Raw genomic sequence first — 21,493 nt, forward strand, 5'->3', positions numbered from 1 at the left:
AGGCAATGGCAGGCTCACAATCCCCCTTCCTTTCGCCGAAAATACCTCGGGGGAGGCCGAAGGCCCGGGGGCGGAGCCCCCTAAATAAAGAATCCCCGCCTCCAGCAGGAGGGCGGAGCCCCAAACAATAGCGTCGCGCAAGCGTCCTTTGGATCAGGTATCGCGCCAAGATGCCTCATATCGGCCACAAACCCGTGGCCTATGGTGGCGCAACCACCACCTAAGGCAGAACAGACGATGAAAATAGCAATTGCAGGGGCGGGGATTGGCGGTCTGGCCCTCGCGATCCTGTTACGGCAAGCCGGGCGGGACGTCACCCTGTTTGATCAATTCGCAGCACCTGCGCCCGTGGGATCAGGGTTGGTCATCCAACCCGTGGGACAGGCCGTACTTGGGGCATGCGGGGCCCTTGAACAGGTGCGCGCAACCGGCAACGCGGTGACCCGGATGCTGGGGCACGAGGCCGACAACGGGCGGCGGGTGCTGGATGTCTGGTATGACCGGGCGCACGGCCAACGGGTCGGGCTTGCACTGCACCGCAACGCCCTGTTTCAGGCGCTTTGGGACGGGGCGACACAAGCAGGGGTGACACTGGCCCTCGGCGCGCAGGTCACCGCGGCCAGCCAGACCACGCTGACGCTCAGTGACGGCTCCACGGCCGGTCCCTTTGATCTGGTCGTCGACGCTCTCGGCGCGCAATCCCCGCTCACCCCCATGCGGGCTATCGATCTGCCCTATGGCGCGTTGTGGGCCAATGTGGACTGGCCGGACGAAACGGACCTGCCAAAACACGAATTGCGCCAGACCTATCGCAAGGCCAGCAACATGCTCGGGGTCTTGCCCATCGGCACGCCCCCCGGCGCAAACAGGCCCCAAGCCGCAATCTTTTGGTCATTGCCACGCGCGGCCTATGACACATGGCGCGGGGCCGGGTTGGAAAAGTGGCGCGCGCAGGCTCGCACACTTTGGCCGGACTTCGACGCGTTTTCCGCCCAGATCACCGACCCCGATCAGATGACTATGGCGCGCTATGCGCATGGCACCCTGCGCACACCGTATGCCAACGGGATCGTGCATATCGGGGACGCCGCCCACCGGGCCAGCCCACAACTGGGTCAGGGGGCAAACATGGCGCTGCTGGATGCCTATGCCCTCGCGCGCGCACTTGACACACACCCCATCGCAAAGGCCCTGCCCGCCTACGGCGCGGCACGCCGCTGGCACGTGCGCACCTATCAGGCGATGAGCTGGGCCTTCACCCCGCAATACCAATCCGACAGCCGGTGGTTGCCCGTGCTGCGGGATCGCGCCCTGTTTCCAGTGTCGATGATACCGCCTGTGCCACGCATTCTGTCCCACCTGGTCTGCGGAACGCTGTTGCCCGCATTTGCGCACGGGGATCCCTTGCGCTAGGCGCTCTCATACCGGCTCTGCGCCCATCGGTTCAGCCACGCGAGGGCTGCCAGCGACAGACCAAGAACCACAAGCGAAAGCACCCGGGTCAGCCCCTCAAGGCCGGAAATGTCGATCAGGAACACCTTGGCCACGGCCAGCCCGATCACCACCAGCCCGGCCCGGCGCAGCGGGGTCGAGCGGCGCGCAAGCGACTGATAAAACAGCGCCGCCCCCGTCACGAGGATCGCGACGGTATAGCTGTAAAGCTCGGGCTGCGAGAACCCGCGATCAAGGATCATGCCACCCGACCCTTGCCAGACATGGCGCAGCGCGGCAAAGGCCCAGTAAATCGCAAGCGTAACCGCAAGCGCGCCAAACACACGCTTCAGCCACAGGTTCTGCAACCGCACCGCCCCCGCGGTCAGGACCAGTGCGGGCAACAGATAGGCCACCAAAAGCGTATTGATCAGCGGCGGTCCACTGACCTTGCTCAACCAATCAGACAGCAGCGGCGACATCAACGTGACAGCCGCCAAAACGGCCACGAAACCGATGATCCCAAACAGAACGGCCATGACCCGGCGCATCCAGCTCAGAAGTCCGCCCAACCGCTCGGCCCGGATCAGCTGCACCATCATCAGGCTCAACCAAATCACCGCATAAAGGCCAAAACCCCAATGCGAGAACGTCCCGTCCTGCCCCAGGGCATTTTCCAGCCCACGGAACAACAGCAACGAGGCCAGCATGCCCCCCGTCGCCCACGCGCCGGTGTCCAGCATCAGTTGCGCCGTGATGCGCAGCTTGTCGCGAAGCATCCACAGGCTGGCGCAGAACGCGGCCAGCGCACCGCCATAGGCCAGTACGATCTCCCATACCGGTGCCTCCAAGGCCCAGACCAGACCGGGCACACCCACCAGCCGCACCCCGACGGCCACAACGCCGACGGTGACAAAAAGCTGCATCAACGGCAGATCGAACCGTCTGTCGAGCGCAGCCGCGACAGCTACGGTCACAGCCACTGCGACCGTCAATGCCGCCATCGAAAAGATCAGAACAAGCGCAAAGGTGATCGACGCCAAAGCCGACAGCACAAACAACGAGGCCCGCGTCTTGTCCACCCCGTCACGCCGTCCGAACCGCACCGCAAGAGCAACCATGATCGCGCCCATCGTGATCGCGTGCAGCGCCCAAGGATAGGCCCCGATATACGCGGCAGGCTGCCACGTCATCTCGATCACCACCGCAACTGCCGGTGCCATCAAGGCCGCCGCGATGGCCCACAGCACGTGAAAGCCTTCTCGTGTACTGCGCGCAGCGGCCAGCAGGCTCAGACCCAGCCCAAGCCCCCACAGCAAGGTTACGGTCAGCGGAAAACGCTCTTCGGTCGTTTCGGCATAGGTGGAGGCAAACGTGTCATAGACCGAACCTTGTTCAATCCCCTCCAGCGCGATCACAGCGATCAGCGCAGCGATGGGCAGGACGCACACATCCTGAAGCGCCTGTGCCTTGACCGACCACACGGTCAGCACGCCCGCGATCAGCCCAAGGGCGCAGACTGCAAACCAGAACGCCTCCGGTCCCATCACGCTGGTCCAGCCCAGTCCGGACGACGTGACGGCCACCACCGCCCCGGCCAGAAATGTGGGGAACCACGGCCGTGGCCCGGCCACATTGATCAGCCACCCCGTCAGCAAGGGCCCGTCGTGATCCGGCGTCAGCCCCCGCGCGGGAATAAGGATCGCCAGCGCCGCAAGCCCGGTGACGTAAAGCTGGAATCCAAGCGTCATATCAAGCCCGGGGGCCTGCACCGTCAGCCAGCCCATACCGAACCCAAGCGCCACGCTGAGTGCAGACACCCACGCCCATCGCCGGACCGTATCAATGGTCAGCCCAACGGCTGTCACGACCCCGAAATACACGAACAACCACGGCGTTGCAGGGGCCGTGCTGCCCACCAGCATCGGGGCGGTAAAGGCCCCGATTACCCCAACGGCTGCCAAGAGCGGCCCATGCAGCCAGCCCAGCACCACACCCAAAAGGCCGACACTTGCCAAGCCGACAAAGGCCATTTCGACCCCGATCAGCTCGTAAAGCAGGCGCGCCGCCGCCACCCCGCCGAACAGTGTGACAAGGCCGGCCCCGGAAAAGACGGACGGCAAATAGGCCGTCGTGGCATCCGGGCTGTCGCCAAACCGGCGCCGGATCACTTCGCCGCCCGCAATCAGCGCCCCGCCAAAGACCAGCGCGGCCAACACCCGAGCAGTGGGTGGCAACAACCCGTTCTCGACCCCGTATTGAACCAGAAACAGCCCCGCCAGCGCCAAAGACAGTGCAGAAACCGCATAAAACCAGTTGGCGACAAGCCATGTGGCCAATTTCGAAACCGGGCTTGGCCCACGTGGCTCTGCCGCTTGGGTGGCCACAATGGCCTCGGTACGGGCGCGGCGGGCCGCAATCACCCGGGCCGCGGCGACCTCACTTTCGGGGGCTGCGTCTGAATTTTCGGGTTCCGGCGCTTTGGCAGGTTCCGGTCCCGCCTCGGCTTTGGGCTCGGGGGACGCAGCGGCAGTGGCCTTGGCGGGCGATGCGGTGCCTGCCATCAGACGCGCGACCTGCGCCTCCAACTCTGTGATCCTGCGGTTCAGACCCGAAGATGTCACCAGCAGATAGATAACCGCCACCGGGATCGCGAGGACCACGCTCCCCAACAACACCAACATCGCTTCCATGATCTGTCCCTTACTGCCCGATGTCAGCTTAACGGGATTGTGTACGATGCTAAAGGCAAGGATTTACCGACCTTTTCAGAAAGCACGCCATCTGGCAGCGGCCATCAGCCATTGATGTGATCCCACACGGCAGACATGACGACGGACCCTTCGCCCACCGCACTTGCAACCCGTTTGACCGATCCCGCGCGCACATCACCCACGGCAAAAACGCCGGGGCGCGACGTTTGGTAGGCATTGGACCCGCCCGCCTCGGCACCTGTTTTGACAAAGCCCCGATCGTCCAGATCAACCAACCCTGACAGCCAGCTTGTGTTGGGGGCCGCACCCACCATCACGAACAGCGCCTTGGTGTTGATCTGCCAATCCTGCCCGGTGCTGCGGTCATGCACGGTGATGCCATCCAGCGCATGATCGCCATGCAGCTCCTTGACAGAAGTGCACAGGTGGATCGTGATCCTGGGATGATTTTCAAGGCGTTGCAGCAGGTAGTCCGACATTGAAGCCGCCAGGCCATCACCGCGCACCAACAGGTGCACATGTTTGGCAGTGCGGGTCAGGAACATGGCCGCCTGCCCGGCCGAATTGCCACCGCCGATGACCGCAACCTCGGTGTCGCGGCAATAGCGGGCCTCGACATCCGTGGCTGCATAATAGACGCCGTTGCTTTCGAAATCTTCCAGTTTCTCAAGCGGCAGGCGGCGGTATTGCACGCCCGTGGCCACGATCAGCGCCTTGGCCGACACCCATTCCTCGGAATCGAGCTGGATGTGGAACAAATGCTTTTCGCATTGCTCAAGATGGCGGGCGCGGACCGGAACGGCAAAGCGGGTGCCGAACTTCATCGCCTGAATTTCACCGCGCCCCACAAGGTCGCCGCCCGAGATGCCGGTCGGAAAGCCCATGTAGTTTTCAATGCGCGAGGATGTGCCCGCCTGACCACCGATGGCGAGGTCTTCAAGGACCACGGCGCACAGGCCCTCGGCCCCCGCGTAAACGCCAGCTGCCACGCCCGCAGGCCCCCCGCCCACGATCGCCACATCATAGACATCCTCTTTGCGCAGGGCCATGTCGAGCCCCAGCTTTTGGGCCACACCGCGCGGAGTCGGCGGGTCAATCACCTGATGTTTGGCAAAGACCACAGCCGGGTGGGCGCGGCTGATGCTGCACATCCGGGCCAGATCATTGCCTTCGGTGCTGTCGATTTCGACCTCGACAAAGGGGATGCGATTGCGCGCGGCAAAGCTTGCGATACGGCGCACGTCGCGGTCGACCTCGCCGCCGATGAGGGTCAGCCCGCCTTCGGAATTGTCCAGCATCCGGCGGCGGCGCGCGGCAAAGACGGTGATGATGATGTCGGACATTTCGGGAATGTCCGACATCAGTTTCAACATGTCATCACGGCGTACGCACAGCAGCTGCGTGTCCACCACCGCGCGCGCGCCCATGAAGGCCCGCCCGCCGTTCAGAAACGCCAATTCGCCAAAAAACTGCCCCTGCCCCAATGTCGCCCCGCCATAGCGTTTGCCGGTGGCTGCATTCACCGCTTCGGTTTCGCCCGACAAAAGATAGTGGAACGTGTCGATCCGTTCGCCCGCCCTTTGGAACCATTCGCCCGCCTTGACGTCCACAACGATGCCCACGCGGCGCATCGCGGCCACGTGTTCGGGGGCCAGCGGGGTGCGGACCATGGTGCTCAGATCAGCGGCTAGTGTTTCCATAAGGGTCAGGTCCAATCCGTGGGGTACATCAGGATTTGCTTTGAAATAGCCCGCCAAGCGCCTGTTTCACCAGTCCACGGGCTTTGGGCCGCTGGCCGGGTAGATAGGCAAGAGGGCGGCAAACTTCCATTGCAGCCACACCCACCCGCGCAGTCAGCGCCCCGTTGACCAACCCTTCGCCAAAGCGGCGCGAGAGTTTGCCAAGGATCGACCCACCCAGCACGGGTTCGAGCAGGTCATCCCCGACGGCGACGGCACCCGTGGCCACAAGGTGTGTCATCACCGCGCGTGTCAGCCGCCAACTGCCAAGCAGACCGCCGCGCCCGCCATAGATCTCGGCGATGCGGCGGATCATGCGCAGGTTGGCGGTCAGCGCCGCCGCCACGTCCGCGAGTGCGAGCGGCACAAGGGCCGTGACGGTTGCAACCTGCCGTGCTGCCGCCTCGACTTCGCGCTCGGCGGCGCGATCCAGCGGGCGCACAAGCGTGTCCTCGGCCAACGCCAGCAGTCCTGCTGCATCCATTTGATCCCCGCGCAATTCCGCAAGCCGCGTGCGCCCCCATTCAGTGTCGGGGCGCGCATGGTAGAGGGTATCAAGCCGATCCACCACCACCCGCGCGCCCGCAAGGTCCTGCGTTTCCAGCGCGGTGGCCGCCGCATGGCGCAGACTGTCGATCCGAGTGAGCCTGCGCAGGGCCGCCAATTCGCGCAGGGCCATGATCAGCAGGAGCGTCACAAATGCGATGCTCAGCGCCGCAAAGGTCCAGCCGATGACAGGCGCGCGCGCGATCCAGCCGTTCACAAAGTCCCAGGCCGCCACACTGATCATAGCCGTCAGCAGCGCCATGCTCACCCCCCAGAACAGCCGCGCCAGCCGGGCCGGTTTGCGCGTCGCAACCCGCGCGGCCATTTGCATCGCAGCGCCCGTGGGTGCGGGCAGGTCCGTGTCGGGCACCGGTGGTGCCTCGGTCACCTGAGGGGCAGGCGCGTCCTCAAGGTCGAACAGCACAGGGCCGGTCTTGGGGGTTTTGGTCATGGCGCGGCGTCCTTGGTCCATGTCAGATGGATATCGGGCAGTCCTTCGTCATTGCGGGTGCCGTCCGTGCGCGTCACTTCGCAAAAGCCGTGGGCCGTATAAAACGCCTGCGCGTCCAGATTGGCTTGAAAGGTCCACAAATCCAGCCTGTCCGTCTGCTCCTGCATTGTGCGCAACAAGGCGCTGCCCAATCCGGTTCGCCGCGCCTTGGCGGCAACATAAAGGGCGTGCACCTCGGGTCCATTGCGCGCGGCGAAACCTGCCACATGCCCATCCTGTTCGGCGACGTACACCCAGCCCTGATCAATCATATGCCCGGCAAAGCCGACATCCTCGGCCCGGCTGTGCAGGCGTGGCATCCAAGGGGTTGTGTCGATGAACTCGGACAGGATGCCACCCACGGCCCCTGCATCCGTGCTGCGTGCAGGGCGGATATGGGCGCTCATAGCCGATCACCGATCACGAATTGTGCAGCGCGGTCCATGCGGATGTGCGGCGGCCCATCGCCGGGGCGCAAAGTCATGGGCGCAGGTGCGAACCGCATGATCCGGTAGTCCGCATCCAGCCACGTCCCGGCCTCGGCCTGTGCGGGGTTCAGGATGTGGGACGGGTCGTCTGGCAGCGCGCCGGGATAGAACGCCGCCTGCTTGCCAGTATCCAGCAGCGTGCCGCGCACCACGTCCAGCGGCTTGCCCTCGTGGGTCATCGTGTCTTCGGTTGTGGCGCGCAGGGCGGCCAGTGCAAGGGCCTGCGTGTCGGCCCCTGCAAAACGCGCGCGGTCGCGGGCATCGCGGGTCAACGCCTCCATGATGGCGGTCAGTTTGCCATGCTGGCTGTGGTGCAGATGGTCCGCCTTGGTTGCCGCAAACAGGATTTTTTCCACCCGTTTGCCCCGGAAAATCTGGGTCAGGAACGCGTTGCGCCCCGGTTTGAAAGCCGACAGGATATCGGTCATCGCCCCGCGCATGTCGTTGAGCGCAGCGGGGCCTGCATTGATCGCCCCAAGCGCGTCCACAAGCACAACCTGACGGTCGATGCGGGCAAAGTGGTCGCGAAAAAAGGGACGCACGACCCGGGACTTATAAGCCTCAAACCGACGCGCCATTTCGCGGCGCAGGGATTTGCGCGGGGCTTCGCCCTTGGGCAGCGGCGCAAAGGTCAGCACAGGGCTGCCCGCAAGGTCACCGGGCAGCAAAAAGCGGCCCGGCGTGCAATCATAGAACCCTTCGGTCCGCGCGGCGTGCAGATAGTCGGTGAAGGTTGCGGCGAGGGTCTTGGCCTCGACCTCATCCAGTCGGACAGTGCCATCGGTTTGGGTGGCCAACTGCGCATAGGCCGTGCCGCTGTCGCGCTTTTGCAGCCGTGTCAGGGTCGCCGCACTCCACGTGTCATAGTCTTGATCAAGCAGCCCCAGATCCAGCAGCCATTCGCCCGGGTAGTCGATGATATCCAGATGGATCGTGCGCGGCCCTTGCAGCCCCGCGAGCAGCCCGTTCGGTTTCACCCGGAGCGAGACGCGCAATTCGCTGACTGCACGCGTGCTGTCGGGCCACGCAGGCGGCGTGCCGGTAAGCGCACCCATATGCGCCTCGTAATCAAAGCGCGGCACGGTATCGTCGGGTTGGGGTTGCAGATAGGCAGCTGCAATGCGCCCTTCGGCGGCGGCCAAAAGGTGCGGCATGCGCCCTCGGTCAAGCAGGTTGGCCACAAGCGACGTGATGAACACTGTCTTGCCCGAGCGTGCAAGCCCTGTGACCCCAAGCCGGATCGTCGGCTCTCCCAGCAGGTCCGCGCCCGTATCATAGATGCCTTGGGTGAGGTTCAGCACCCCGTCGGCAAGTGTCGTCAGAACCACGCGTTTTCCTTTGTTGGTCGTTGGGATGGTACATAAGGCGAGGTTGAGCGCTGTGCCAGAGCATTGCTCGGTATGATACCGTCGGAGCCTCCGGCGGGAGTTTTCCTGGCAAGATGAAGTTGGATCGCCGGTTTTCATCTTGAGCGTTGCTCGGTGGGTCCGCAGGGGTTAGATGCACGCCCATGCCGCGCTATGCTTTAAAAATCGAATATCATGGTGGCCCCTTTGTGGGCTGGCAGCGGCAGCGCGCGCAGCATTCGGTGCAGGGCGCGATTGAAGCGGCATTGGCGAAACTTGAGCCGCGCGATCACACCATTGCGGCAGCAGGCCGGACAGATGCGGGTGTGCATGGGCTCGCACAGGTGGCCCATTGCGACATGGAGCGGGACTGGTCGCCGTTTCGCCTGTCTGAGGCGCTGAATTACCATTTGCGCCCTGACCCCGTCGCGATTTTGGACTGTGCCCGCGTCGCCGCCGACTGGCATGCCCGCTTTTCCGCCCGTGAACGCCGCTATCTGTTTCGCATTCTGATGCGTCGTGCCCCGGCCACCCATCTTGAGGGGTTGGTCTGGCAGGTCAAACCTCAGCTTGATATTGCCGCGATGCAGGCCGCCGCCGTGCATCTGGTGGGCAAGCATGATTTCACCACGTTCCGGTCGACCATTTGTCAGGCCGAAAGCCCGGTCAAGACGTTGGATCGGTTGGATGTGACCCTTGTTGAAGGCACCCATGGCCCCGAGGCGCAGTTTGATGTGCGCGCCCGGTCCTTCCTGCACAATCAGGTGCGCAGCTTTGTCGGCACGCTTGAGCGGGTTGGCGCGGGGTCGATGACGGTGGATGGGGTCCGCGACGCGCTGGAGGCCCGCAATCGCGCAGCCTGTGGTCCAGTCAGCCCACCCCAGGGTCTGTATCTGGCTGGTGTCGGGTATCCCGACGACCCGTTCGCCCCTGCCTAGTCGAGGTCCATCAACCCGGCCCCGGCCCCCACATTGCGCGAGGCATCACTGTCGGGCACATAGGTGCGCTCGGCCAAATGGCGCAGCTGCGTGGCAAGTTGTTCGCTGACAGAGATGCGTTTGGGGCGTCCCCGTTTGCTGGGGGCCGCAAGCGACAATGCCGCACGGACCTCGGTGCCCGAGACGGAGACCTCCGACTGACAGGGCAGCCCGGCCAGCCAGCTGATCATCAACGCGCGCCGGCCCGCATCTGCCTGCTGCATACGCACCGGTTCGAGCGTGATGGAGGCCCGCTCGACCATCTCTTCGATCTGAAGGGCGAGAGTCACGATGCGGGTGGGGCTCTCAAGCGCGCGGATCAGAGGGTCTTCGGCCCCGCCATCGGCCAGATGCCGCGGCAACATCGCCCCAAAGGCCAACGCCTGTGCGGCGGGCACCCCGGCACCACTTGCGGCCTTGACCCCGAGCGCCTGCAATTCTGTCCAAGACCAGTCCATCATTCCCCTGTCGGCAACCACCAATCATCGCGCGACGGCCCCAGCTCGTCCCCAAGCGGTGCGCCCTGTGCCAGGGTGATCCGGGTCCACAGGTCGGACTTGGGGTCGAACTTCGTCGCTCCAAAGAAGCTGAGCTTGCAGCGCAACATATCAATGGGGCGACACGTCGCAGCAATCAGGTTGTCGCGGATTTCGGCGTAGGGATAGCGGTGCAGGATCGTCACGCGGGTTGCCGCGTGGGCGTGATCGGGATGTGTGGCCAGAAAGGCGGACACCGGGGTCGCGATGTCTTTAAGTGCTGTGTGCAGCGCCGTCACCCGCCGCGCGATATCCAGCGGCGTTTCCAAATCCGCCCCCGGTTCGGCGTGCCGATCCCCAAGGCGCGGTTCCAGCTTGGCCGCGCTGACATACCAGAACAGACGACATTCTTCGGCCTGTTCATAATCAAGCTGCAAGGCCCAGGCCCAATCCCGTTCAATCGCGGATTTGAGCGCCCGCGTGTCACTGAATGGCGCGGTCAGGGGCCCGTGCGGGTCACCCATCTCGGCCACCAGATCATCGACAAGGTCGGGAAAGGCCTCAATCAACAGGGCGGCCAGCAATTCCTGAAGCGGTTCGGACTCGCTTTGCCCCATCTGCCAGACGGTTTCGATGGGGTGCGCCGCTTCGAAACAGCTGCTGAAACGGACCCAATCGCGGTGCAGATCGCGCAAGGTCGCGTCGTGATCAGGTGCGGGTACATGCCATTCCGTCAGATGCCGCGCCGCTCGTTTTGCCAGCGTTTTCAGCCGTTTGGACTGGGCGGGCGTGATATCCTGCACCCCGCGCACCCGTGCCAGCGCCGTTTCGCGCGCCACCATCCAGTTGTTGAACAGGACCGGATGCGTGACCAGAAACGGGGCCATCCCCAAGCCGGTCGCATTGCCGATCCCGAGGTGGCGGGCGAGGTTGCGATCAAGGCTGCCGCGCCCCACATGTTGCACCAGTTCCAACGTAAAATGACGGATCATGTAAACGGCGAGCATTTCGACCGCGAAGGGGCCACCAAGGCCGGGGCGATCCGCGATCAGGTGGCGGTCGGCAATCCCGAACTTGCCGTTGCCATAGACGGCCGTGGTGCGCATCAGATAACCGATGTCGCGGACCATGGCCGGGTCAGGTTGGGTACCCGATTGCAGGGCGCTGACGCAGGCGTTCCACATGCGTACCGATTTGTTGGCCCGGCTCAGCACCAGATCGCGGGGGCCAAAGCGGCCCGCCTCTTGCAGGGGGGCGTTGGCGGCGATGCGATCCAGGTCTGCCGCATCCGGCACCCCGTCAAACAGCACAAAGGCCGCATCCCATGCGGTTGCGATCACGCGATCACTGCGTTGATCGGCGGGCAGATCGTTCGAGATCGCCACCAGCGAATAGGTGTGTCCCGACAGCATGACCGAGAACACGGCGCGACCATGACCATCTGCCGTCATGTCCCAGAGCGCGCGCGTGATCTGCGCCCGTTCGGTGCAAAGCTGGCGCACCAGAACCCGCAGGAAACTCAGGCGCGTCGGCATCATCGCACCCATCCGCGCCAGCCGCATCACCTCGCTTGGCCGGCGAAGGGGGACGGTGCCGGGGACAAGGTCCTTCATGGCTGGATCAAGGTGGCGCACATGGGATCTATTTGCGGTGCGAAGGGCGCACCACGCAAGGTTTTTATCGCCGCACGCGCAGGGCTTTTACATTTTCTGCTGTGTGTATTTTTTCAACTCGGCGCGGGCGACCTGACGGCGGTGGACGGCATCGGGACCATCAGCCAGACGCAAGGTGCGTTGATGCGTCCAGGCATGGGCCAGCGGCGTGTCCTGACTGATCCCCTGACCGCCATGCATCTGCACCGCCTCGTCGATAACCTTGAGCGAGACGCGCGGGGCCACCACCTTGATCTGGCTGATCCACGGGGCGGCGGCGCGCGCATCGCCCCGATCCATCATCCACGCGGCCTTGAGGCACAGCAGACGCGCCATTTCGATATCCATTCGGGATTCCGCGATTATGTCATAGTTTGCACCCAGTTGCGCCAGCGGTTTGCCAAATGCCTCTTTGGACAGGGATCGCTTGCACATGAGTTCCAGCGCCGCCTCGGCCTGCCCGATGGCGCGCATACAATGGTGGATGCGACCGGGGCCAAGGCGACCCTGAGAAATCTCGAACCCGCGCCCTTCGCCGAGCAGGATGTTTTCGGCTGGCACGCGCACATTGGTAAACCGAATATGCATGTGGCCGTGGGGGGCATCGTCGTGCCCGTAGACCAACATGGGGCGCAGAATTTCGATGCCGTCGGTCCCCGCAGGCACCACGATCATCGACTGGCGCTTGTGCTTGGGGTTCTCGTCGCCGCCCGTTTTGACCATGACGATATAGACTTTACAGCGCGGGTCCCCTGCCCCGCTGGCCCAGTATTTTTCGCCGTTCAGAACATAGTCGTCCCCATCGCGCACACAGGACATTGAAATGTTGGTGGCATCGGACGAGGCCACATCCGGTTCGGTCATCAGATAGGCCGAGCGGATCTTGCCCTCAAGCAAGGGCGCAAGCCAGTCCGCTTTCATCTGATCAGTGCCGTAGCGCTCGAACACCTCCATGTTGCCGGTATCGGGGGCCGAGCAGTTGAATACCTCTGCGCCCAACGGAGTCTTGCCCATCTCTTCGGCAAAATGGGCGTATTCCACGGTGCTGAGGCCAAAGCTCTTGTCACTGTCGGTCAGCCAGAAATTCCACAAGCCCGCCGCCTTGGCCTTGGATTTCAGCCCTTCGAGGATTTCGGTCTGCCGATCAGTATATTGCCAGCGATCGCCTTTGGCGACTTCGGCAGCATATTCCTCCTCCATCGGCATGATCTCGTCCCGGATCATGGCCGACACACGGTTCAGCAAATCGCGGTTTTCGGGGCGCAGGGTGAATGACATGTCCATGAGGCTGATCCTTTTCGCGTTCTGATCAGGGTGAGGGCAAATGACGTCCATGTCCACCGGTTTGCGCGGGGATCAGGCGGCGCGCAAACCCAGGATCGCACGGGCTTGGGCCGGGGTGGCGACGGGGCGTTCATGTTTGGCGCAGATCTCGGCCAGGCGCGTCACAAGGGCGGCGTTGGAGGGCGCAAGCGTCGCCTTGTCCAGACGCACATTGTCCTCAAGCCCGGTGCGGGCATGGCCGCCCGCAGCCACGGCCCATTCGTTCAACACGACCTGATTGACCCCGATTCCGGCGGCACACCACGGCGCACCCGGAAACAGGCGTTGCACGGTTTGCACATAAATATCAAAGATATGGCGATCCGCAGGCATCGCGTTTTTCACACCCATGACGAATTGCACATAAGGGGTGTGGGCGATCTGCCCGCGCTTGTGCATCAGCGCGGCGTGCAGGATGTGGCTGAGGTCAAAGGCCTCGATCTCGGGCTTCACGTCATGCGCCACCATCTCAGCCGCCAGCCAGTCGACGAGGTCCGGCGGGTTCTCATAGACGCGGGTGGGAAAGTTGTTGGAGCCAACCGAGAGGGACGCCATATCAGGGCGCAGCGACAGCATGCCCCCACGCGCCTTGCCCGCCCCTGACCGCCCGCCGGTCGAGAGTTGCACGATCATGCCCGGGCAGTGCTTTTCCACCCCTTCCTTGAGGGCCGCAAACTTGTCGGGGTCTGAACTGGGCGTCTCGTCGTCATTACGCACATGGGCATGGCAAATGCTGGCCCCGGCCTCGAACGCGGCATGGGTGCTTTCGATCTGTTCGGATATGGTGACGGGCACCGCCGGGTTGTCGGATTTGCGCGGAACCGAGCCTGTTATGGCAACGCAAATGATACAGGGATCAGACATGGGGGGCCTCGCATCAGAAAACAGTCCCTGCATCGTTGTGCAATCGCGCGCCGACGTCCAGTGCACGAGCGCGCGCATGCTGTGACAAGCGACCGTGCCGCATGATGATGATCCGATCACATATCACATAACCGCCCGTTTTTTGGACAGAATTACGCCTTTCCTGCCCACCCCCGCGCAAGTCGGTTGCGGGACGGGTCAGAATGTGCAGGCTTAGGAAATGGTGAATAAACCCCTGTACTTTGACGAAATGTTCGGTCACGGCACTGACGCGCGTCTGCCTTACGAGGCCTATTGCAAATGGTTCAACGGCGAAGACAACGCCCGCCTTCTTGAAAAGTCGGAAGAGGCCGAAGCCCTGTTTCGCCTGATCGGGGTGACCTTCAACGTCTATGGCGACCCCGACGCGACCGAACGGCTGATCCCATTTGATCTGGTCCCGCGTATCATTGCGGCGCGTGAATGGGCCAAGGTCGCCAAGGGGATCGAACAGCGGGTGCGCGCCCTGAACGCCTTTCTGCACGACATCTATCACCGTCAGGAAATCGTGCGCGCAGGCCGCCTTCCGGCTGAAATGTTGGCGCGCAACGAGGCATTTTTGCCCCAGATGATCGGGGTAACCCCGCCCGGCGACATCTATACCCACATCGTGGGCACCGATCTGGTGCGCACGGGCGACGACGCGTTTTTCGTGCTTGAAGACAACGCCCGCACGCCCTCGGGTGTCAGCTACATGCTCGAAAATCGCGAGACGATGCTGCATATGTTCCCTGAGCTGTTTTCCAAGATCAAGGTGCAGTCGGTCAGCCAATATCCCAACAGCCTGCGCAAGTCGCTGTCGGCCTGCGCGCCGCCCGCATGTGATGGCAAGCCGACGCTGGCGGTGCTGACGCCCGGCATTCACAACTCCGCCTATTACGAACATGCGTTCCTTGCCGATCAAATGGGGGCCGAACTGGTCGAGGGCCACGATTTGCGCGTGGTTGACGGGCGCGTCGCGATGCGCACCACGCGCGGCTACAAACCGATTGATGTGCTCTATCGCCGGGTCGATGACGACTATCTGGACCCGCTGACCTTCAATCCTGACAGCATGTTGGGCGTACCCGGTATCATGGATGTCTACCGCGCCGGCGGGATCACTATCGCCAACGCGCCGGGCACGGGAATTGCGGATGACAAGGCCATCTACAGTTACATGCCTGATATCGTTGAGTTCTACACCGGCGAAAAGGCAATCCTGCAAAACGTGCCGACGCATCGCTGCTCCGAACCCGACGCGCTGAAATACGTGCTCGACAACCTCGCCGAGCTGGTTGTGAAAGAGGTGCATGGCTCTGGCGGCTATGGCATGCTGGTCGGCCCTGCCGCCTCCAAAAAAGAGATTGCGGCCTTCCGTGCCAAGCTGGAGGCCAATCCCGGCAACTACATCGCGCAACCGACCCTCGCACTGTCCACAGTACCCATTCTGACGGACGCGGGCCTGGCGCCACGCCATGTGGATCTGCGCCCCTTTGTGCTCGTCTCGCCCGACAAGATCGACATCACGCCGGGCGGGTTGACCCGTGTGGCACTGACCGCCGGATCACTTGTTGTCAATTCATCCCAAGGCGGAGGCACCAAAGACACCTGGGTGCTGGAGGAGTAGCGCGATGCTGGGCAAAACCGCAGGCGGGCTGTTCTGGATGTTCCGCTATCTTGAACGGGCCGAAAACACGGCGCGGATGATCGATGCGGGTCTGCGGATTTCGCTGACCCGGTCGAGTGCGGCCGAAAGTGAATGGACCTCGATCCTGCAATCCACCGGGCTGCACGGGTCCTATACGGCGATGCACGGTGCGCCCGATGGGCCCAAGATCATCGACTTTCTTCTGCGCGACCCGAACAACCCCGGCTCGATCATGGCCGGGATTGAAGCCGCCCGCGAAAATGCGCGCGTGGTGCGCACCGCGCTGACCCGCGAGGTCTGGGAGGCGGTGAACGAGTGCTACATGGTGCTGAAACGCGTTCTGGCCGAACCGGTGGCCGACCGCGATCTGCCCCGCGTGCTGCAAGTGGTTCGGCAACGCAGTGCATTTGTGCGCGGGGCCTCGCACGGCACCATGGTGCGCAACGACATGTACAATTTCGCGCGCATCGGCACGTTCTTTGAACGGGCGGACAACACCGCGCGGATACTCGACCAGAAATACTATATCCTGCTGCCGTCTGTACGCCTTGTGGGCAGCCCGTCCGACAATGTGCAGTGGGAAACGATCCTGAGGGCGACATCCACCACCCGCGCCTATCAGACGCTGCATGGGGGCGACATCGACCCGCGCGTCATCGCGCATTTTCTGATCCTGGATGGGCGTTTGCCCCGTAGTCTGGCCTTTTGTTACGGCAAGATCGGCGAAAATCTGGGCTATATTGCCAAGGAATACGGCGCGTCCAAACCCTGTGATGCGCTGGCTGAGGCGATCTGCTCCAAGTTCAGGGCGCATGATATGAACGCCATCTTTGATTATGGTCTGCATGAGTTCATCGGTGACTTTTTGCGCGACAGCACTGCATTGGGCCGTCAGATCGAAATTGACTACCGGTTTAGCGAGTAGAGATCATGCGCCTGACCGTTCAGCACAAGACCCACTACACCTATGACGCACCCGTCCCCTACGGCTTACAACAAATCCGCCTGCGCCCCAAGTCGCGCCCCGGCCAGCAGGTCGAGGATTGGCAGATCGAGGTCAAAGGCGGACAGGTCGAGGTGTCGTTCGAGGATGAACATGCCAATTCCGTGGATCTGGTGAGTTTCCATCCCGGCGAGACCCGGATCGAGATCACCTGCCGCGGCACGGTGGATGTCGAGGATCGCGCGGGCGTCGTTGGCCCCCAAGGTGGGTTTGTGCCGCTTTGGCTGTTTGAACGGTCAACCGCCCTGACCCATCCGGGGCCGCAGATCAAGGCGATGGTCGCAGCAATGTCCGAGGGCGGTGCGCCTGTGGAGCAATTGCACGCGCTGTCGGCGCATATCTTGCAGGTGGTGCCCTATTCGACCGATCAGGCGGCCTCTGATCTGACGGCCGAAGATGCTCTGAGTGCGGGCCATGCGGTGTGTCAGGATCACGCCCACGTCTTTATCACGGCCGCACGGCTGATGGGATATCCCGCGCGCTATGTGTCGGGCTATCTCAAGATGGACGACCGGGTGGAGCAGGATGCCAGCCACGCCTGGGCCGAGGCCCATGTGCCGGATCTGGGGTGGGTCGGCTTTGATGTCTCAAACGGATATTCGCCCGATGCGCGCTATGTGCGGGTCGCCACCGGCCTTGATTACCGTGGGGCCGCCCCGATTTCGGGACTACGTTACGGTCAGGCGGGTGAACAAATGTCCGTGTCCTTGCAGGTTCAGCAACAATAGCGCAGGTATAGTGCGACTCGGGGCATATATGCCCACGGTTCGGATGAAGGACACCAGATAATGACATATTGCGTTGGGATGCGCCTGGATGCGGGCCTGATTTTCATGTCGGACACACGCACGAATGCCGGTGTCGACAACATTTCGACCGTGAAAAAGATGCACCGTTGGGAAGTGCCGGGCGAGCGCACGATCCTGATTATGACGGCTGGCAATCTGGCCACCACGCAATCCGTGATTTCCCTGCTGGACGAGCGCACGAAGGCCCCCGAGGATCGCAAACCCTCGATCCTCGAAGCGCCGTCCATGTTTCAGATTGCGCGCGAAGTGGGCCGGACCCTGCGTGAGGTGATTGCCATCAATGCAACCACTGGTCAGGAGGCGGATGGGGCCTTTGGTGCGACCATGATCGTGGGCGGGCAGATCGCCGGATCCGAGCCGCGCCTGTTTCTGATCTATCCCGAGGGCAACTTTATCGAAGCCTCCGAGGACAGTCCGTTCTTTCAGATCGGCGAGGCGAAATACGGCAAGCCCATTCTGGTGCGCGCCCAACACGCCGACATGTCGTTCGAGGAGGCGATCAAGTTGTTGATGGTCAGCTTTGATTCCACCATCAAATCCAACCTGTCGGTCGGCCTGCCGCTGGATTATGTGACCTATGCCGCCGGGAGCCTCAGCATTGGCCACGCCGCCCGGGTCGAAGCCGATGATCCCTATTTTCTCGCCGTGTCAAATGGCTGGGGCGAGGCGTTGAAACTGGCCTTTGATCAACTGCCCGAGTTCAAGTTTGACTGATCCAAAGGCCGCTGGCGCGACACGATGTTTCAGGGGGCTTTGCCCCCGTCCTGACGGACTCCCCCAAGGTATTTTTGGCGAAAGGAAGCTGTCAGTGCATATCTGGCCGCAGGTGGTGCCGGATCGAGCTGGTCTTGCGGCTGAACGTGGCATCGATTTCGCGCAGTTCGAGTGAAAGCATGAGGGGCTGGCGTTTCATCAGATCGCCAGTGAAGGATCGGGCCGCCCCGAACACGGCCTCGGTCGCTTTGGCCTTTGCCGCATCACTGCGCCCCGCCGCCAGTCTGAGCGTGATGTCGATAAAGCTGTGATCGGGGTGCGCATCCGCAATGACCATATGGTTGGCCGCATGCGCCCGCACCCGGATGCCCGCGGGCGGGAACACACCTGTGGCCGCTGCTGCATCTTTGAGTGCGACGCACAGTGCGTGCATGTCGAGTTGCGCATCCAGGTTCGCGGAGTAGTCGAGGATGATATGGGGCATGAGCAGCAGTCTCTGCTTTAGGTTTAGCGCGCGCAACCCAGAATCCGGTCGATATCCAGATGGGTTTCCATATGCGCGGCAAGGGCGTCGAGCGTCGCGTTCACTGCCTGATCATAGCACTGATCACTGGCGACCACATTGAATTGCGCGAGCCACGCGGTCCGAAATCCGTCATCGCGGAACATACCGTGCAGGTAGCTGCCCGCAACGCGCCCATCCGGGCTGATTGCGCCTTCGTCAGTGCCATTGATCTGTGCGAAGGGGCGTTTGCGGTCCTCACCACTGCTATGCCCGATATGGATTTCATAGCCTGAGAATACACGCTGCGTCGGCACATGCGTCGCATTGATCGTGCTGAGCCGTTTGTGTTCGGTCATTTCGGTGTGGATATTCAGCAGGCCAAGACCTTGTGTCGTTCCCGCCTGCCCCTCGATCCCGCCCGGATCCGCGACCGTATGGCCAAGCATCTGGTAGCCGCCGCAAATGCCCAGCACATGCCCTCCCCGTCGCACATGGGCGCGCACGTCTTCATCCCAGCCTTGCTGTTTGAGGAACTCCAGATCCCCGCGGGTCGATTTGCTGCCGGGGATAATGACCACATCCGCATCCACCGGCAGCGGTTGGCCCGCATGCAGCATCGTCAGGCGCACGCCGGGGTCTTGTGCCAGTGGGTCCAGATCGTCGAAATTGGCGATCCGCGAAAGTTTGAGACACACGATGTGCAAGCCCGTGGTGCGCACGGGTGTCGCGATATCAAGCGCGTCCTCGGCAGGCAATTTCCAAGCATCACCGAACCACGGCAGCACGCCAAAACCGGGCCATCCGGTGTGCTGTTCGATCAGCTTGTATCCGTCATCGAACAAGGTCGGATCGCCCCGGAACCGGTTGATCAGGAACCCTTGGATCATGGCCGCATCCTGTGGATCGATCACCGCTTGCGTGCCCACAATCTGGGCAATCACGCCCCCCCGGTCGATGTCGCCGGCGAGGATGACGGGCGTGTCGCTGGCGCGTGCAAAGCCCATATTGGCGATATCGCCGTCGCGCAGATTGACCTCGGCCGGGCTGCCCGCCCCTTCGACAATGACCAGATGATGTCTTGATTTCAAACAGTTGAAGCTGTCGAGCACGGCATCAAGCAGTTGCGGTTTGAGGGCTGCATAGGCCCGCGCCTTGACCGTCGTGAACCACTTGCCCTGCACCACGACCTGACTGCCCACATCACTTTCAGGTTTGAGCAGGACGGGGTTCATATCCGTGTGGGGGTCAAGGCCGCAGGCCATCGCCTGCAGCGCTTGTGCCCGCCCGATCTCACCGCCGTTGGTCGTCACAGCCGCGTTGTTGGACATGTTTTGCGGCTTGAAGGGCGCGACGGAGAGACCGCGATTGACGGCGGCGCGGCAGAGCCCGGCGACGAGCATGGATTTGCCCACGTTTGAGCCTGTGCCCTGAATCATAAGTGCGGTCACGGTAAGGCGTCCAGAAATGCGGGCAGATCGGCACGGGTGTCGGCACAAAAATGGAAACCGCGCCAACCGCGCGCCTTGGCCGCCACGACGTTTGCAACTGTGTCATCGATCAGCGTATGCCGGTCCGGGGGCAGCCCGCTCCACGCTTCGATATGTGCGAAATAGGCCGCCTCGGGCTTGGCACATCCCATGCGCCCAGACGAAAAAACGCGCTCGACCAGTGGTCCGAACCCCATCTCGGTCTCGATATAGGCGGCACGGCGCGTTTCATTATTGGTGCCGATGACATGGCGGAATCGGGGCGTCTGAAGCTGCCCGATGACCTGTGTGTCGGGCCGGGCATCCTGCGCAAACCAATAAGCCAGAAACGCATCCGCATCTATATCGCGACCCGTCTGCGCGAACCAGTCGACCAGCACATCGCGCAGATCACGCGCGCCGCGCAACACCTCGTGGATCAGACCCGACTCGAAAATATGCGCCGACAGGTCAGCAGGCATGATCCCCCAATCCGCATAAAGGTGATCGGTCCAGACAAACCGCCCATCCACGATATTGGCGTTCAAAACACCATCAAAGTCCCAGACGATCAGAGGTCGTGACACTCAGAACTCCACACCCTTTTGCGCCTTCACCCCCTCCTTGAACGGGTGTTTGACCAGCGCCATCTCGGTCACCAGATCCGCTGCCTCGATCAACTCGGGTTTGGCGTTGCGCCCGGTCAGCACCACATGGGTCATCGCTGGTTTTCGGGTCAGCAGGAAATCGACCACCTCGTCGATGTCGAGGTAGTCATAGCGCAGCGCGATGTTGATCTCATCCAGCAATACGAACTGTATCTCGGGGTCGAGGATTTGTTCCTGCGCGATCTTCCAGCCATTCTGGGCCGCAGCAATGTCGCGCTCGCGGTCTTGGGTTTCCCATGTAAATCCCTCGCCGGAAACGAAAAATCGGCACTCATCTGCAAAACGATTGCGCAGAAACGTCTTTTCGCCCGTATCCCAGTTGCCCTTGATGAACTGGACCACGGCGCAGGGCATCCCGTGTGCGATGCAGCGCATGATCATGCCGAACCCGGAGGAGGACTTGCCCTTGCCCGGCCCGGTATGCACCATGATCAGGCCCTTTTCCTCGGTCTTGGTTTCCATCATCCTATCACGCGCGGCCTTGATCTTTTTCATCTTGGCGTTGTGGCGGTCGTTGACGTCGTCCATGGGGATCCCTTTCGCGGCTTTGCCTGTTCGTGCCACTAAATCGCGTGAACCGCCAGAGCCGTTGATGTGCGCCCTTGACTCAGTC

Annotated in this window: 19 protein-coding genes; 6 read left to right on the forward strand and 13 right to left on the reverse strand. The window is 62.5% G+C overall.

All coding sequences use genetic code 11. The annotated features are described in order from the left end of the window. Nucleotides 1–237: 237 nt before the first annotated feature. On the forward strand, nucleotides 238–1,413 hold the full coding sequence (locus Q0859_RS16660; RefSeq protein ID WP_299153263.1) for an NAD(P)/FAD-dependent oxidoreductase: 1,176 nt from the start codon (nucleotides 238–240) through the stop codon (nucleotides 1,411–1,413). On the opposite strand, the gene Q0859_RS16665 is transcribed toward Q0859_RS16660, so the two are convergent. The 5 genes from Q0859_RS16665 to Q0859_RS16685 all read right to left on the reverse strand — a co-directional run bounded on the left by Q0859_RS16665 (nucleotide 1,410) and on the right by Q0859_RS16685 (nucleotide 8,736). Then, nucleotides 1,410–4,124, reverse strand: coding sequence for a DUF2339 domain-containing protein (locus tag Q0859_RS16665; RefSeq protein ID WP_299153265.1), 2,715 nt, complete (start codon nucleotides 4,122–4,124; stop codon nucleotides 1,410–1,412). The two genes, Q0859_RS16660 and Q0859_RS16665, sit on opposite strands and share 4 nt — an antisense overlap. Before the next feature lie 104 nt (nucleotides 4,125–4,228). Next, nucleotides 4,229–5,845, reverse strand: a complete 1,617-nt coding sequence (locus Q0859_RS16670; RefSeq protein WP_299153267.1) for an FAD-dependent oxidoreductase — start codon at nucleotides 5,843–5,845, stop codon at nucleotides 4,229–4,231. A gap of 28 nt (nucleotides 5,846–5,873) precedes the next feature. Continuing rightward, complete coding sequence (locus Q0859_RS16675) at nucleotides 5,874–6,881, reverse strand: TIGR01620 family protein (protein ID WP_299153270.1); 1,008 nt, start codon at nucleotides 6,879–6,881, stop codon at nucleotides 5,874–5,876. After that, nucleotides 6,878–7,327 carry a GNAT family N-acetyltransferase gene (locus tag Q0859_RS16680; protein WP_299153272.1) on the reverse strand — a complete coding sequence of 150 codons (450 nt, stop codon included), beginning with the start codon at nucleotides 7,325–7,327 and terminating at the stop codon, nucleotides 6,878–6,880. Before Q0859_RS16680 ends, Q0859_RS16675 begins: the two co-directional genes overlap by 4 nt. Beyond that, complete coding sequence (locus Q0859_RS16685; protein WP_299153274.1) at nucleotides 7,324–8,736, reverse strand: YcjX family protein; 1,413 nt, start codon at nucleotides 8,734–8,736, stop codon at nucleotides 7,324–7,326. The genes Q0859_RS16680 and Q0859_RS16685 overlap by 4 nt, the downstream gene beginning before the upstream one ends. Before the next feature lie 182 nt (nucleotides 8,737–8,918). Between Q0859_RS16685 and truA the strand changes: the two genes are divergently transcribed. After that, nucleotides 8,919–9,692 carry a tRNA pseudouridine(38-40) synthase TruA gene (gene truA, locus Q0859_RS16690; protein WP_299153277.1) on the forward strand — a complete coding sequence of 258 codons (774 nt, stop codon included), beginning with the start codon at nucleotides 8,919–8,921 and terminating at the stop codon, nucleotides 9,690–9,692. Here the strand turns inward: truA and Q0859_RS16695 are convergent. The 4 genes from Q0859_RS16695 to Q0859_RS16710 all read right to left on the reverse strand — a co-directional run bounded on the left by Q0859_RS16695 (nucleotide 9,689) and on the right by Q0859_RS16710 (nucleotide 14,046). After that, nucleotides 9,689–10,189, reverse strand: coding sequence for a hypothetical protein (locus Q0859_RS16695; protein ID WP_299153280.1), 501 nt, complete (start codon nucleotides 10,187–10,189; stop codon nucleotides 9,689–9,691). The genes truA and Q0859_RS16695 overlap by 4 nt on opposite strands. After that, nucleotides 10,189–11,820: a hypothetical protein gene (locus Q0859_RS16700; RefSeq protein ID WP_299153283.1), complete on the reverse strand. Its 1,632-nt coding sequence runs from the start codon at nucleotides 11,818–11,820 to the stop codon at nucleotides 10,189–10,191. Before Q0859_RS16700 ends, Q0859_RS16695 begins: the two co-directional genes overlap by 1 nt. Before the next feature lie 87 nt (nucleotides 11,821–11,907). Then, complete coding sequence (locus Q0859_RS16705; RefSeq protein ID WP_299153286.1) at nucleotides 11,908–13,143, reverse strand: acyl-CoA dehydrogenase family protein; 1,236 nt, start codon at nucleotides 13,141–13,143, stop codon at nucleotides 11,908–11,910. A 72-nt stretch (nucleotides 13,144–13,215) separates the two neighbouring features. Next, complete coding sequence (locus tag Q0859_RS16710; RefSeq protein ID WP_299153288.1) at nucleotides 13,216–14,046, reverse strand: 3-keto-5-aminohexanoate cleavage protein; 831 nt, start codon at nucleotides 14,044–14,046, stop codon at nucleotides 13,216–13,218. A gap of 220 nt (nucleotides 14,047–14,266) precedes the next feature. On the opposite strand from Q0859_RS16710, the gene Q0859_RS16715 reads away from it, so the two are divergent. Genes Q0859_RS16715 through Q0859_RS16730 form a run of 4 tightly spaced genes read left to right on the forward strand, consistent with a single transcriptional unit; the run spans nucleotide 14,267 to nucleotide 18,241 of the window. Further along, nucleotides 14,267–15,694: a circularly permuted type 2 ATP-grasp protein gene (locus Q0859_RS16715; protein ID WP_299153291.1), complete on the forward strand. Its 1,428-nt coding sequence runs from the start codon at nucleotides 14,267–14,269 to the stop codon at nucleotides 15,692–15,694. Between the two features lie 4 nt (nucleotides 15,695–15,698). Next, nucleotides 15,699–16,640: an alpha-E domain-containing protein gene (locus Q0859_RS16720; RefSeq protein WP_299153293.1), complete on the forward strand. Its 942-nt coding sequence runs from the start codon at nucleotides 15,699–15,701 to the stop codon at nucleotides 16,638–16,640. 5 nt (nucleotides 16,641–16,645) lie between these two features. Further along, the gene (locus Q0859_RS16725; protein ID WP_299153295.1) at nucleotides 16,646–17,446 is read left to right on the forward strand and encodes a transglutaminase family protein; all 801 of its coding nucleotides are present in this window, start codon (nucleotides 16,646–16,648) and stop codon (nucleotides 17,444–17,446) included. 60 nt (nucleotides 17,447–17,506) lie between these two features. Beyond that, on the forward strand, nucleotides 17,507–18,241 hold the full coding sequence (locus Q0859_RS16730; protein ID WP_299153296.1) for a proteasome-type protease: 735 nt from the start codon (nucleotides 17,507–17,509) through the stop codon (nucleotides 18,239–18,241). A 91-nt stretch (nucleotides 18,242–18,332) separates the two neighbouring features. Here Q0859_RS16730 and Q0859_RS16735 read toward each other — a convergent pair whose 3' ends face one another. The 4 genes from Q0859_RS16735 to cobO are packed head-to-tail and all read right to left on the reverse strand — an operon-like array spanning nucleotide 18,333 to nucleotide 21,408. Then, nucleotides 18,333–18,725 (reverse strand): 5-carboxymethyl-2-hydroxymuconate isomerase, encoded by a 393-nt coding sequence (locus Q0859_RS16735; RefSeq protein ID WP_299153299.1) that lies wholly within the window; start codon nucleotides 18,723–18,725, stop codon nucleotides 18,333–18,335. A 23-nt stretch (nucleotides 18,726–18,748) separates the two neighbouring features. Further along, complete coding sequence (locus Q0859_RS16740; protein ID WP_299153301.1) at nucleotides 18,749–20,194, reverse strand: cobyric acid synthase; 1,446 nt, start codon at nucleotides 20,192–20,194, stop codon at nucleotides 18,749–18,751. Continuing rightward, nucleotides 20,191–20,799 carry an HAD family hydrolase gene (locus Q0859_RS16745; protein WP_299153303.1) on the reverse strand — a complete coding sequence of 203 codons (609 nt, stop codon included), beginning with the start codon at nucleotides 20,797–20,799 and terminating at the stop codon, nucleotides 20,191–20,193. The genes Q0859_RS16740 and Q0859_RS16745 overlap by 4 nt, the downstream gene beginning before the upstream one ends. Then, entirely contained in the window at nucleotides 20,800–21,408 is a 609-nt protein-coding gene (gene cobO, locus Q0859_RS16750; RefSeq protein ID WP_299153305.1) for a cob(I)yrinic acid a,c-diamide adenosyltransferase, read from the reverse strand. Nucleotides 21,409–21,493 lie beyond the last annotated feature (85 nt).

It is taken from the genome of uncultured Tateyamaria sp. (genome assembly GCF_947497045.1).
Taxonomy (GTDB): Bacteria; Pseudomonadota; Alphaproteobacteria; order Rhodobacterales; family Rhodobacteraceae; genus Tateyamaria.